The sequence below is a fragment of the Ancylobacter polymorphus genome, assembly GCF_030813495.1.
Classification (GTDB): domain Bacteria; phylum Pseudomonadota; class Alphaproteobacteria; order Rhizobiales; family Xanthobacteraceae; genus Ancylobacter; species Ancylobacter polymorphus.
The window spans coordinates 264,313-277,646 of the sequence record NZ_JAUSUI010000002.1 but is presented as its reverse complement, the minus strand read 5'-3'; the positions used below and the strand labels follow the sequence as shown (position 1 = coordinate 277,646).

General features: G+C 67.2%; 13 protein-coding genes. 4 read left to right on the top strand and 9 right to left on the bottom strand.

Annotation, left to right across the window (positions count from 1 at the left end):
* Positions 1-11: 11 nt before the first annotated feature.
* Together J2S75_RS05630 and J2S75_RS05625 are read right to left on the bottom strand one after the other, a co-directional pair.
* On the bottom strand, positions 12-575 hold the full coding sequence (locus tag J2S75_RS05630; RefSeq protein WP_370874092.1) for an ActR/PrrA/RegA family redox response regulator transcription factor: 564 nt from the start codon (positions 573-575) through the stop codon (positions 12-14).
* Positions 576-692: 117 nt separating this feature from the next.
* Entirely contained in the window at positions 693-2,069 is a 1,377-nt protein-coding gene (locus J2S75_RS05625) for an ActS/PrrB/RegB family redox-sensitive histidine kinase (protein ID WP_307018834.1), read from the bottom strand.
* Positions 2,070-2,260: 191 nt separating this feature from the next.
* Between J2S75_RS05625 and J2S75_RS05620 the strand changes: the two genes are divergently transcribed.
* Positions 2,261-3,637, top strand: a complete 1,377-nt coding sequence (locus J2S75_RS05620; RefSeq protein ID WP_307018833.1) for a polyhydroxyalkanoate depolymerase — start codon at positions 2,261-2,263, stop codon at positions 3,635-3,637.
* 50 nt (positions 3,638-3,687) lie between these two features.
* The gene (locus J2S75_RS05615; protein WP_307018832.1) at positions 3,688-4,797 is read left to right on the top strand and encodes a bifunctional transcriptional activator/DNA repair enzyme AdaA; all 1,110 of its coding nucleotides are present in this window, start codon (positions 3,688-3,690) and stop codon (positions 4,795-4,797) included.
* A 22-nt stretch (positions 4,798-4,819) separates the two neighbouring features.
* Here the strand turns inward: J2S75_RS05615 and phoB are convergent, their stop codons facing one another.
* The 7 genes from phoB to J2S75_RS05580 form a co-directional block, all read right to left on the bottom strand.
* Complete coding sequence (gene phoB, locus J2S75_RS05610) at positions 4,820-5,521, bottom strand: phosphate regulon transcriptional regulator PhoB (RefSeq protein WP_018388729.1); 702 nt, start codon at positions 5,519-5,521, stop codon at positions 4,820-4,822.
* Between the two features lie 34 nt (positions 5,522-5,555).
* Positions 5,556-6,269, bottom strand: a complete 714-nt coding sequence (gene phoU, locus J2S75_RS05605) for a phosphate signaling complex protein PhoU (protein WP_307018831.1) — start codon at positions 6,267-6,269, stop codon at positions 5,556-5,558.
* 25 nt (positions 6,270-6,294) lie between these two features.
* Positions 6,295-7,116: a phosphate ABC transporter ATP-binding protein PstB gene (gene pstB / locus J2S75_RS05600; RefSeq protein WP_244379770.1), complete on the bottom strand. Its 822-nt coding sequence runs from the start codon at positions 7,114-7,116 to the stop codon at positions 6,295-6,297.
* Between the two features lie 8 nt (positions 7,117-7,124).
* Positions 7,125-7,958 carry a phosphate ABC transporter permease PstA gene (pstA, locus tag J2S75_RS05595; protein ID WP_307018830.1) on the bottom strand — a complete coding sequence of 278 codons (834 nt, stop codon included), beginning with the start codon at positions 7,956-7,958 and terminating at the stop codon, positions 7,125-7,127.
* 10 nt (positions 7,959-7,968) lie between these two features.
* Positions 7,969-8,943, bottom strand: a complete 975-nt coding sequence (gene pstC / locus J2S75_RS05590) for a phosphate ABC transporter permease subunit PstC (protein WP_307018829.1) — start codon at positions 8,941-8,943, stop codon at positions 7,969-7,971.
* 143 nt (positions 8,944-9,086) lie between these two features.
* Positions 9,087-10,130, bottom strand: coding sequence for a phosphate ABC transporter substrate-binding protein PstS (gene pstS, locus J2S75_RS05585; protein ID WP_307018828.1), 1,044 nt, complete (start codon positions 10,128-10,130; stop codon positions 9,087-9,089).
* Positions 10,131-10,303: 173 nt separating this feature from the next.
* Positions 10,304-11,596 (bottom strand): ATP-binding protein, encoded by a 1,293-nt coding sequence (locus tag J2S75_RS05580; RefSeq protein WP_307018827.1) that lies wholly within the window; start codon positions 11,594-11,596, stop codon positions 10,304-10,306.
* A 190-nt stretch (positions 11,597-11,786) separates the two neighbouring features.
* Here J2S75_RS05580 and ppk2 point away from each other — a divergent pair, with 190 nt between their 5' ends.
* Together ppk2 and J2S75_RS05570 are read left to right on the top strand one after the other, a co-directional pair.
* Positions 11,787-12,695, top strand: coding sequence for a polyphosphate kinase 2 (gene ppk2, locus J2S75_RS05575; RefSeq protein ID WP_307018826.1), 909 nt, complete (start codon positions 11,787-11,789; stop codon positions 12,693-12,695).
* 33 nt (positions 12,696-12,728) lie between these two features.
* Positions 12,729-13,334, top strand: a complete 606-nt coding sequence (locus tag J2S75_RS05570) for a hypothetical protein (protein WP_307018825.1) — start codon at positions 12,729-12,731, stop codon at positions 13,332-13,334.

Here is a 13,334-nt window from a genome sequence, read left to right as displayed (position 1 = left end):
GACGGCCCTCATCAGCGCGGCGCGCGTTTGGCGAGGATGCGCTGAAGGGTGCGGCGGTGCATGGACAGGCGCCGGGCGGTTTCCGAGACATTGCGGCCGCACAGCTCATAGACGCGCAGAATGTGCTCCCAGCGCACCCGGTCCGCCGACATCGGGTTTTCCGGCAGCTGGGGCTTGTAGTCGCCCTGGGCGTTGAGGGCGGCGCAGATATCGTCGGCATCGGCCGGCTTGGCGAGATAGTCGACGGCGCCGATCTTCACCGCGTTCACGGCGGTGGCGATGTTGCCGTAGCCGGTGAGAATGATGCCGCGCGCTTCCGGCCGCCGGCGCTTGAGGGCGGAAATCACATCAAGCCCGTTGCCATCGCCGAGGCGCATGTCGACCACCGCATAGGCGGGCGCGCTGCCTTCGACGCTGGCGAGGCCGTCGGCCACGGTCTCCGCCGTGGTCACCATGAAGCCGCGGGTTTCCATCGCCCGCGCGAGGCGCTGCAGAAACGGCCGGTCGTCATCGACGATGAGCAGCGTGCGGTCCTGCGGTTCCATGGCGGTATCGAGCATCTCAACGCTTTCCATTGTGCCGGCTGCGGCCCCGCCGCGCACGGGCGAACCCACGCGGCGCTGCGTCGCCAATTCGACTTTTGACCGAGCTTATACCCCATGGGCAGCGAGATCAAAATGTCGCAACCCCTTCTACGGGCGGGCGGGTACCCCGGTCTCGCCCTCGACTTCACGATCGCCTGATATGTCGATCAGCCCACGCGGCCAGCGCACGCCGACGGAGGCGCCATGCGCCGGCGGCGGCCGGTTGACGAAGGTGAGCGCGGCGCCGGTGCGCTCCAGCAGCGTCTTGGCGATGAACACGCCGAGGCCGAGGCCGTTCTGGTCCTCGCCATCGCTTTCCGCGCCGCGTTTCCAGCGGTTGCGGCCGCGACTGGTGACATAGGGCGCGCCGATACTGTCCAGCAGCTCGATGGGAAAGCCGGGCCCGTCATCGGTGACGGAGATCGTCACCTCGTCCTCGCTCCAGCTGGCGACGATGTTGACGCGGCTTTCGGCGAAATCGACGGCATTCTCGACGATGTTGCCGAGGCCGTAGAGCAGGCCGGGATTGCGGGCGATGATCGGCTCGCCCGGCGCGCCATTGGGCAGGGTGACGGCAATGGTGATGCCGAAATTGCGGTGCGGCGCCACCACGTCCTCCAGCAGGTGCGAGATCGGCATGCGGTCGAACGGCGCCTCGCCGGAATCGAGCGTGGTCAGCCGGCGCAGAATGGCGCGGCAGCGTTCCGCCTGCTCGCTCACCAGCTTGATGTCCTCGCTCAGAGGGCTGTCGGGCGGCAGCGACCGTGCCAGTTCCTTCGCCACAACGGTGATGGTGGCGAGCGGCGTGCCGAGTTCATGCGCCGCCGCCGCCGCCAGCCCGTCGAGTGCGGAAAGGTGCTGCTCGCGCGCCAGCACCAGCTCCGTCGCCGCCAGCGCCTCGGAGAGTTCGCGCGTTTCCTCCGCCACGCGCCAGGCATGCACGCCCATGAAGGCGATGGCGATGGCGATTCCCAGCCAGATGCCGACGAGATAGAGCGTCGGCAGTTCCGGCACCTCGCCAAGCGCGCCGTTCGGGGCCCAGGGCAGCGGCATATGCCAGAAACCGACGAGCCCGGCGCAGGCCGCCGCCAGCACGCCGAGCAGGATGGTGGTGCGCGGCGACAGCGCCGTCGCCGAGATCAGCACCGGGGCGAGAAACAGCAGCGCGAAGGGATTGGACAGGCCACCGGTGAGGAACAGCAGCGCGGCGAGTTGCAGAATGTCATAGGCGAGCAGCCAGGCCGCCTCGACATCCGACAGGCGCCGGGCGCCGGGATTGCGCAGCCTCAGCGCCAGGTTGAGCCAGGCGGACAGCGCCACCACGGCGAGGCTGGCGCCGATCGGCAGCGAGAAGCCGAGCAGCCACTGCACCACGACGATGGCCACGGTCTGGCCGGAAATCGCCAGCCAGCGCAGACGGATAAGCGTATCCAGCCGCAGGCCGAAAAAACGTTCGCCGATGGGATGGTCGAGGGAAAGCGACATGAAAAGGCCCCTGCGCGCCCCCTTCGCGGACGGGCGCGACTTTCTATAACCTTTCGTGAAGCTGTCATGCGAGAGTGGAGCCGCGTTGACGCGGGCGTGAAAGAGCCTATTTATGCTGCAATGCACAAGAACGGCCGGCCGGGACCGATCACGGGGACGGTTCCGAACAGGCGCGGACGACGGAGGACAGCATGGCGATCGGCGTTTTCGGCGATGTGCCTGATGCGACGGAAGCGGTAGCCTCACCCGAGGTGACGCTGGAAGCCGCCTCGGTGCTGACGCGGCCTATGTACTGGATGTTCGAGCTCGGCCATGCCGCGCTCGATCCGCTGCGCATCATGGCCGATGCCGGGCGGCTGTTCTACCGCAACCCCGCCAATCCGCTCAGCCATACCGGCTTCGGCAAGACCATGTCGGCCTCGCTGGAAATGTTCGAGCGTACGACGCGGCGCTATGGCAAGCCGGAATGGGGCATTGACGAGGTCACGGTGGGCGGCGTCAGCGTTCCCGTCACCATCGAGACGGTGTGGGAGCGGCCCTTCTGCAAGCTGCTGCATTTCCGTCGCGACTTCGCGCACAAGCCGCGCCGGCCGCAGCCGCGCATGGTGATCGTCGCGCCGCTGTCCGGCCATTACGCGACATTGCTGCGCGGCACGGTGCAGACCCTGCTGACCAATCACGATGTCTACATCACCGACTGGGTCGATGCGCGCAATGTGCCGGTGTCGGAGGGGCCGTTCAGCCTCGACGACTATATCGACTATGTCATCGACATCTTCCACCATCTCGGTGGCGGGGTGCATGCGCTCGCCGTCTGCCAGCCGGCGGTGCCGGTGCTGGCCGCCGTGGCGCGGATGGAGGAGCTGGGCGACCCGGATGTCCCCGCCTCCATGGTGCTGATGGGCGGGCCGATCGACACCCGCGAGAGCCCGACGGCGGTGAATCATTTCGCCCAGGAGCGCGGCATCGAGTGGTTCCAGCGCAATGTCATCACCACCGTGCCCTGGCCCAATGCCGGGGTGATGCGGCAGGTCTATCCCGGCTTCCTGCAGCTGCACGGCTTCATGGCGATGAATCTGGAGCGCCATCTGAAGGCGCATGCCGACATGTTCGGCCATCTCGTCAAGGGCGACGGCGATTCCGCCGCCAAGCACCGCGAGTTCTACGACGAATATCTCTCGGTCATGGATTTGCCGGCGGAATATTACCTGCAGACGCTGCAGACCGTGTTCATCGACCACGCGCTGCCGCGCGGGCGGATGACCCATCGCGGCGCCAGGGTCGACCCTTCCAAGATCCGCAATGTCGCGCTGCTCACCGTCGAGGGCGAGAATGACGATATTTCCGGCATCGGCCAGACGCGCGCGGCGCAGACCCTGTGCTCCGGCCTGCCGGAGGACATGAAGGCGCATTACCTCCAGCCGACCGTCGGCCATTACGGCGTGTTCAACGGCTCGCGCTTCCGTGCCGAAATCGCCCCGCGCATTTCCGACTTCGTGCTCTCGCACAACTGGCCGAAAAAGGGCCACAACCGGCCGGAGGGCGGGGCCGAGGCGGGCGGAGAATAAACGCCCGATTTTCGGCGGCGCGGGAACCGGCGCGGTGCTAGCGTCGGCCCATGCTGACCGATGCGACCCATGATCTGTTCGACCTCACCTTGCCGGATGCGGCGACGCTGTATGAGGCGCTGCTCGCGCGTGACGCGCGCTATGAAGGGCGCGCCTATGTCTGCGTCGCCACCACGGGCATATTTTGCCGGCTCACCTGTCCGGCGCGCAAGCCGCTGATCGAGAATTGCAGCTTTCGCCCGACCATCGGCGCCTGTATCGAAGCCGGCTTCCGCCCCTGCAAGCGCTGCCATCCGCTGCAGCCCGCCGCCGAGGCGGAGCCGATGATCGCCGCGCTGCTCGCCGCGCTGGACGCGCGCCCGGCCTATCGCTTCGGCGAGGAGGACATTACGCGCCTCGGCTATGACCTCTCCACCGTCCGCCGGGCCTTCAAGCGGCATTTCGGCATGACGTTCCTCGACATGGCGCGCCACCGGCGGCTGCGCGAGGGCTTCGAGACACTCGCACTCGGCGGGTCGGTGATCGCCGCGCAGCAGGAGGCCGGCTTCCAGTCCGCCAGCGCCTTCCGCGCTGCCTTCGCCCGGCTGATCGGCTGCGCGCCCGGCGAGATCGCCGGCGAGGGGCGGCTGCTCGCCGACTGGATCGGCACGCCGCTCGGCGACATGATCGCGATTTCCAGTACGACCCATCTGCATCTGCTGGAATTCGTCGAGCGGCGCGGCCTGCCGGCGGAGATCGCCCGGCTGCGCAAGGGGGTGAAGGGGGAGCTGGGGATCGGCAGCAACCCGCCGACCGAGAGCATTCGCCGCGAACTCACCGCCTATTTCGCCGGCCGCTCGGCGGAATTCACCACGCCTGTCGCGCTCGACGGCAGCGCTTTCACCCGCGCCGTCTGGGCGGAGCTGCGGCGCATACCGGCCGGGGTGACGGCGAGCTATGCCGACATCGCCCGCCGGATCGGCGCGCCGGCGGCGATCCGCGCCGTGGCGCGGGCCAATGGCGCTAACCAGCTAGCGCTGATCATTCCCTGCCACCGTGTCATCGGCACCGATGGCGCCCTCACCGGCTATGGCGGCGGGCTGTGGCGCAAGCAGCGCCTTCTCGAGATCGAGGCGCAGTACCGCACCCCGCTGGCACCGGCGCCGGTGCCGGCGGGGTGATGAGGCGAATGTGCCGGCGCGCTCAATGCGCGCGGGCGAACATCTCGTTGAAGGAATAGCCGGAGCCGCGCACGGTGCGGATCGGGTCGGGCTGGCGCGGGCGGTTCAGCGCCTTGCGCAGGCGGCCGACATGCACATCGACCGTGCGCTCGTCGATATAAACATCCTGCCCCCACACGCCGTCGAGCAGCTGCTCGCGCGAATAGACGCGGCCCGGCGACTGCATGAGGAATTCCAGCAGCCGGAACTCGGTGGGGCCGAGATGCAGCTCCCGCCCGGCGCGGTGGACGCGCTTGGTCTCCCGGTCGAGCTCGATGTCGCCGGCGCGCAGCAGGGTGGAGATGTGCTCGGGCTTGGCCCGGCGCAGCAGCGCCCGCACCCGCGCCACAAGCTCCGGCACCGAGAACGGCTTGACCACATAATCGTCGGCGCCGGTCGCGAGGCCGCGCACGCGCTCGGTCTCCTCCCCGCGGGCGGTGAGCATGAGGATCGGCATGCGCTCGGTCTCCGGCCGGGCGCGCAGGCGCCGGCACAGCTCGATGCCGGAGAGACCGGGCAGCATCCAGTCGAGGATCAGGAGGTCCGGCACGCTTTCGCGCAGCCTTGTCTCCGCCTCGTCGCCCCGCCCGACATTATCGACCGAATAGCCTTCGGATTCGAGATTGTAGCGGAGCAGGAGGGTGAGGGGCTCCTCATCCTCCACGATCAGTATGTTGGTGGGCATGATGTCGTCCCCGAGCGTTCGCGGGTCGCCGGTGTCAGGCCGGGAACGCGACGCTGGTCAGGCTGCTGGTATCCTGCTTCGGCCGCTCCTCGGTGAGCAGCTGGCCGGTGACAAGATAATGGATGGTTTCGGCCACGTTGGTGGCGTGGTCGCCGATGCGCTCGATGTTCTTGGCGCAGAACAGCAGATGCGTGCACAGCGAGATGTTGCGCGGGTCCTCCATCATATAGGTGAGGAGCTCGCGGAACAGCGAGGTGTAGAGCACGTCGACCTCGCCATCGCGCTGCCAGACTTCCAGCGCCCGCGCCTCGTCGCGCGTGGCATAGGCGTCGAGCACCACTTTCAGCTGTTCGAGCACGATGGTGGACATGTGCTCCACGCCGCGCACCAGCTTCTGCGGGTGGAACTCGCCGGTGAGGGCCAGCACGCGCTTGGCAGTGTTCTTGGCGAGGTCGCCGATGCGCTCCAGGTCGTTGGCGATGCGCATGGCGGCGACGATCTCGCGCAGATCGCCGGCGAGCGGCTGGCGACGGGCGATGATGAGCACCGCCTTTTCCTCGATCTCCCGCTGCAGCAGATCGACCGGCCCGTCGAGCACGATCACCTTCTGCGCCAGCTCGGTGTCGCGCTTGACCAGCGCCTGCACGGAATCGGCGACCAGGCGCTCCGACTGTCCGCCCATTTCGACCACGCGGCGGCCGAGTTCCTTCAGGTCGGTGTCGAATGACGAGACAATATGTTCGGTCATGGGGCAGGCCTCTCTCGTCGCGGGCTCAGCCGAAGCGGCCGGTGATGTAGTCGCGGGTGCGGGCTTCGCGCGGGTTGGTGAAGATCTCGTTCGAGGCGGCGACCTCGATGAGCTCGCCGAGATAGAAGAAGGAGGTGATGTCGGCGCAGCGCGCCGCCTGCTGCATGTTGTGCGTCACGATGACGATGGTGAATTCCTGCTTCAGCTCGTCGATCAGGTCCTCGATCTTCGAGGTCGAGATCGGGTCGAGCGCCGAGGTGGGCTCGTCGAGCAGGATCACTTCCGGCCGCACGGCGATGGTGCGGGCGATGCACAGGCGCTGCTGCTGACCGCCCGACATGCCGAGCGCCGAGGTGTGCAGGCGGTCCTTGGTCTCTTCCCAGATCGCCGCCTTGCGCAGGCACCATTCGACGCGCTCGTCCATCTGCGCCTTCGACAGGCGCTCATGCAGCTTCACGCCGAAGGCGATGTTGTCATAGATCGACATCGGGAACGGCGTCGGCTTCTGGAACACCATGCCGATGCGCGAGCGCACGACGGTGGAGTCGAGGTCCTTGCTCAGCAGGTCGGCGCCGTCGAACAGGATCTTCCCTTCCGCGCGCTGGCCCGGATAGAGCTGATACATGCGGTTGAAGATGCGCAGCAGCGTGGACTTGCCGCAGCCCGAGGGCCCGATCATCGCGGTAACGCGCTTTTCCGGGATCTCGAAATTGATGTTCTTCAGCGCATGGTTGTCGCCGTAGAAGAAGTTCAGCTTCTCGACCTTGATCTTGGCTTCGGCCGACGGCGCGGTGGCGCGATTGACGGCGGAGGCGATGTCGATCGACGTTTCAGGTGCGAAATTCATGGTCCGTCTCACTTCATCTTCGCCAGGACGAGGCGGGAAAGGATGTTCAGGGTCAGAACCCCGACGGTGATCAGAAGGGCGCCCGCCCAAGCGAGGGCCACCCAGTCGTCGAAGGGGCTGGCGGCATATTGATAGATGGCGATCGGCAGGCTGGCCATCGGGCTGTTCATGTCGAGCGACCAGCTGTTGTTGCCGAGCGAGGTGAACAGCAGCGGTGCAGTCTCACCGGCGGCGCGGGCGACGGCCAGCAGAATGCCGGTGACGATGCCGGCGCGGGCGGCGCGCCAGGTGACGAAGGTGACGACCTTCCACTGCGGGGCGCCGAGCGCGAAGGCGGCTTCGCGCAGGCCGATGGGAACAAGATTCAGCATGTCCTCGGTGGTACGGACCACGACCGGGATGACGATCACCGCAAGCGCGGCGGCGCCGGCCCAGCCGGAGAAGCCACCGAAGGGCATGACCAGGATCTGATAGACGAACAGGCCGATGAGGATCGACGGCGCCGACAGCAGCACGTCGTTCACGAAGCGGACTGCATTGCCGATCTGAGTGTTGCGCCCGTTCTCGGCCAGGAAGGTGCCGCACATCAGGCCGATGGGCGTGCCGACGACGAGGGCGATGGCGATCTGGATCAGCGAGCCGACAATGGCGTTGAGCAGGCCGCCACCGGCACCCGGCGGCATGGTGATGCGGGTGAAGACGTGCGGACCCATCGCGGGCAGGCCGCGGATCACCAGGGTCCATAGGATCCAGGCGAGAAGGAGGAGAGCGACGGCGGCGAAGAGCGTGCTGACGACCTTGACCGTGTAGTCGGTCGCGCGGCGGCGGGCGAGCGATGACATGGCAGCTACCTCAGCCCTTCAGCTTGGAGCGAACGAGAAGGCGCGAGAGCGCGAGCACGATGAACGAGATCACGAACAGGATGAAGCCCAGTTCCAGCAGCGACTGCAGCTTGAGCGAGCCGGGCGCGGCCTCGGGGAATTCGTTGGCGATGGTGGAGGCAATGGTGGAGCCCGGCGCGAAGAGCGAGGCCGACATGCGCGTGGCGTTGCCGATGACGAAGGTCACGGCCATGGTTTCGCCCAGCGCGCGACCGAGGCCCAGCATCACCGCGCCGACCATGGCGGTGCGGCCATAGGGCACCGAGACGTTGCGATAGACCTCATAGGTGGTGGCGCCGACGCCATAGGCGGATTCCTTGATCATCGGCGGCACCGATTCCAGCACCTCGACGAACATGGCGGTGATGAAGGGCAGGATCATGATTGCCATGATCAGGCCGGCGGTGAGCATGCCGGCGCCGAGCGGCGGACCCTGGAAAAGCGCGCCGATCACCGGCAGCGGGCCGAGCAGGTCGATCAGTGGCGGCTGCACATAGGCGGCCATCAGCGGAACGATGACGAAGAAGCCCCACATGCCGTAAATGATCGAGGGGATCGCGGCGAGCAGCTGGATCGCGACGCCGATCGGCCGGCGCAGCGCGCCCGGGGCGATCTCCGTGAGGAAGAAGGCGATGCCGAAGGACAGCGGCAGGGCGATGATCACGGCGATGACGGCGCTGAAGATGGTGCCGAACACCATCACGCCGGCGCCGAACACTTCGGTCACCGGATTCCAGGTCGTCGACCACAGGAAGGAGATGCCGAATTCCTGCAGCGCGGGAAGCCCGCCCTCGAACAGCATCGCGATGATGAGGCCGAGCAGGATCAGCACGAAAATGCCGCTGCCCCAGAGTATCCCGACGAAAACCGGGTCGCTGACGCGCCCGGCCGGCTTGCGCGCAGAAACCAGCGCCGGGTCAGCGGTGCCGCTCAGTGTGGCGTCCATGTGCGAAAGGTCCCTCAGGAACAGACGGAAACAGCGGCCCTTGAAGCGGCCGGGAAGATATCACGCATCAAGCGCGGGCGCGCGGCGCCCGGCACAGACAAACGGGGAGGGATGCGGGCATCCCTCCCCGGCGATCAGAGGTGTCAGTGAGTCCAAACCGGCTTGCCGTCGGCCTTCACTTCGGTCTTCCAGGCTTCGCGGACGCGGTTGGCAACGTCTTCGGGAAGCGGGATGTAGTGCAGCTTCTCGGCGATGGCGCCACCATCCTTGAAGGCCCAGTCGAAGAACTTGATGACCTCGGCCGCCTGGGTGCCCGACTTGGGCTCCTTGGGCAGCAGGATGAAGGTGGCGGAGGTGATCGGCCAGGTGGCCTCGCCGGGGGTGTCGATCATCGACGCGGCGAAGTCCTTGGCACCGGCCCAGTCCGCATTGGCCGCGGCCGCCTGGAAGGCAGGAACGGTCGGGGCGACGAACTTACCGGCCTTGTTCTGCAGCGAGGTGGTGATCAGGTTGTTCGACGAGGCATAGATGTACTCGACGTAGCCGATGGCACCCTTGGTGTTCTTCACCGTGCCGGCGACGCCTTCATTGCCCTTGCCGCCCGCGCCCGCCGGCCACTGGACCGAGGTCGCCGCGCCCACCTTGGACTTCCACTCCGCGCTGACCGCCGAGAGATAGGTGGCGAAGACATAGGTCGTGCCCGACCCGTCCGAACGATACACCGGGACGATGCCGAGGTCGGGAAGCTGCGAGTCCTTGTTGAGCTCGGCAATCCGCGGATCGTTCCACTTGGTGATCTTGCCGAGATAGATGTCGGCGAGCACCGGGCCGGTCAGCTTGACCTGGTTGGCAGAGACGCCGTCGAGATTGACGATGGCGACGACCGAGCCGATGACCGCCGGGAACTGCAGCAGCTTCTGCGCCGCCAGCTTGTCGGTGGCGACCGGCGCATCCGACGCGCCGAAATCGACCGTGCGGTTGAAGATCTGGGTCTGACCGGCGCCCGAGCCGATCGACTGATAGTTGAGGCCCGTGCCGGTCTTTTCCTTATAAGCAACGGCCCAGGCCTGATAGACGGGAGCCGGGAAGGTCGCGCCCGCGCCCGTGATGTCAGCGGCGAAGGCGGCGCCAGAGAACATTGCGCCGAGCGACAGCGCAGCAGCGCCGAGCAGATGGGTGAATTTCAAGGGTCTTCTCCTTAGGTCGGGAGATGGGCAGCCTGGCCGAGACGACGCCGGCCTGCCCGATTGGCCGAAGGGCGGTGGACAGTTCACTCGGGAGTCTTACCGCCCGGGCACCAAGGTTCTATGACCCTTCAATGAAGCCTTGATGACAGTTCAAATTACTGAAAATATTCAGCTTATCGCTTCGGCGCCGACGCGGTCGACAAACGCACGGAGAATGTCGAGCCAACGCCCGGGGTACTCTCGATGCCCATCTTGCCGCGATGGCGGGCGACGATGTGCTTGACGATGGCGAGGCCGAGCCCGGTGCCGCCCTGTTCGCGCGAATGGGCGGTGTCGACGCGGTAGAAGCGCTCGGTCAGGCGCGGCACATGTTCGGGCGCGATGCCGGGGCCGTAATCGCGCACTGTCGCCACCGCGTCCGTGCCCTCGCGCGCGACGGTGATCTCCACCCGCCCGCCGGTGCCGCCATATTTCAGCGCGTTCTCCACCAGGTTCTCGAACACCCGGATCAGCTCGTCGCGGTCACCGCGCACTTCCACCGGCTCGGCCGGCGGGGTGAACAGGATGTCCACGCCACGTTCGCGGCCGAGCGGCGCGAGCGCCTCGCGCACATGGCCGACCACGGCGCCGAGATCCACCGCCGCCTCCGGCCGCAGATGCGCGTTCAGTTCGATACGCGAGAGCGAGAGGAGGTCATCGATCAGCCGCGACATCCGCCGGGCCTGCTCGTTCATGATCTTGAGGAAACGCTCGCGGGCATTGGCGTCGTTGCGCGCCGGCCCCTGCAGGGTCTCGATGAAGCCCGACAGCGAAGCCAGCGGCGTGCGCAGCTCGTGGCTGGCATTGGCGACGAAATCCACCCGCATCTGCTCCACCCGCCGCTGCGGCGTGAGATCGACGAAGCTGACCAGCACAGCCTCGATCGGGGCACCTTCGCGCAGCAGGCCGGGCCGGATCGGCACGATATCGGCGCGCAGCCAGCGGTCGAGCGGCACGCGCTCGGCGAATTCGATACGGCGGGCCGTGCCATCGGCCACCGAGGCCCGCAGCGCCTCCAGCACCTCCGGCACCCGCACGGCGAAAGAGACGGGATCGCCGACGCGCACACTGGCAAGCAGGCCGACCGCAGCCGTGTTGGCGGCAAGCACGGTGCCGCGGGCATCGAGCAGCAGCGCGGCTTCCGGCAGGGCACGCACCAGCGCCGGCAGCCGTTCCTCGGTGCGCGGGGAGGGTTTGGGCTCGCCGCTGAAGCGGGCGAGCGCCGCCGCCACCGGGCGCCTGCGCGTCGGCAGCAGAGCCGCGAAGGCGACCAGCAGGCCGATGGCCAGACCCGCCCCCGCCGTCATCGCCCCGGCCCCGATCGCCCCGGCAAGGCCGAGCGCAGCGGCGGCCAGCACCCAGCGGGCGCTGACGAGGCGTTCCCGCAGCGTTTCCTCCGCCAGTTGCCGCGTCTCGTTGACGGCCATGCCCGCGTTTCCTGCCCGATGTTAAGGCGCGGCTTTCGCCCTGTTTAAGGCGCGCCGCGCTTTCCTGATATGCTTTCTGAGCCGGCATCGGAAGGCGAATCGCTCGTGGCGGGCGCTGATCGCGACGCACCGGCCCGAACCTTCCGCAGTTCGGCACGTTGCCCTTATGATCGTGTTGAAAGGCTTCCATATGACGAAGCGGCCCGCCGCCCCCAAGGCGCAGACACAAGGGAGCGAAGAGGCGGAACTCGCGGCCGCCGTGGCGGGGTTTTCGGTAGAGACGGCGGAACTGCCGCCGCTTATCGCCGAGCGCGCCTATGGCAGCGGCAATTATCCCTACACCGACCGGCCCAAGCGCAAGACCTATGAGGCCGAGCTGCACGCGCTGCAGATCGAGCTCTTGAAGCTGCAGGAATGGGTGAAGGCGCAGCGCGAACGCATCGCCATCGTCTTCGAGGGGCGTGACGCGGCGGGCAAGGGCGGCACCATCCACCGCCTGACCCAGCACCTCAACCCGCGTTTCGTGCATGTGGTGGCGCTCGACAAGCCGACCGAGGCGGAAGCGGGGCAATGGTATTTCCAGCGCTACGTCGCCCATCTGCCGCGCCGGGGCGACATCGCGATCTTCGACCGCTCCTGGTACAACCGCGCCGTGGTCGAGCCCGTTATGGGCTTCTGCACGCCGCAGGAAACCGCGCATTTCCTTGAACAGGTGCCCACCTTCGAGAAGATGCTGGTGGATGACGGCATCCGCCTGTTCAAGATCTGGCTCGATATCGGGCGGGAAATGCAGCTGCTGCGCCTGCATGAGCGCCATCAGGACCCGCTCAAGCGCTGGAAGCTCTCCCCCGTCGATCTCGCCGCGCCCGCGCGTTGGGACGCGATCTCGGCGGCGCGCGACGCCATGATCGCGGCGAGCCACACCCCGGTGCCGTGGGCGGTGGTGCTGGGCAACGACAAAATGCGGGCACGGCTCGGCGTCATTCGTCAAATCCTCGCCCAAATTCCGTATGAGGGCAGGGATGACGGCGTCGTCGGGATTCCCGATCCCGCCATCGTGCTCGACGGCCGCGCCTTTCTGGCGCGTTCCGCCACCTGAAATGCCTGCCGCAGCCCGTGTGAAGGACGCCTGATGCGCCATTATGGGATCGCCAGCCTCGTGCTGGGCATCGGCCTGTCCATCGACATCAGCGGCGCCAGCGCCGACCCCATGCCCGCCCCCGCGGCGGATTACCATGCCCGTGCCCACGCGCTGCCAGGTGTGGAGCTCAGCGTGGCGCATCATCAGGGCAAGGTGCGGGTCGAGGTGGAGCGGGGCAACCTGCCCAATGGGATGGTCAGCCTGATCGATCTTGCGACCAGCAGCGTGGTCGTGATGATGGACGTGCCCGGCATGGACCGCCTCGCCGTCGAGACGGAAATGCCGCCCGGCTTCGCCTTTTCCGACGCCAAGCGTCAGGGCACGCGCGCGGGCCGGGATGAGGCGCTGGGCGAGGCGTGCGACCTGTGGCGGTTCAACGCGCCGGCGCTGAACCAGCCGGTAGAGAGTTGCATCACCGCCGACGGCATCGTGCTGCGCACCACCACGCAGATCAATGGCAAGCCGGTCGTACTGTTCGAGGTAACCGAACTCTCCCGCACGCCCCAGGACCCGGCGGCGTTCGCGCTGCCCAAGGGCGTGAAGCCGAGCAAGATTCCGCCCAGCATGCGCGCCCTGCTGCCCGGCCTCGGCCGCTAG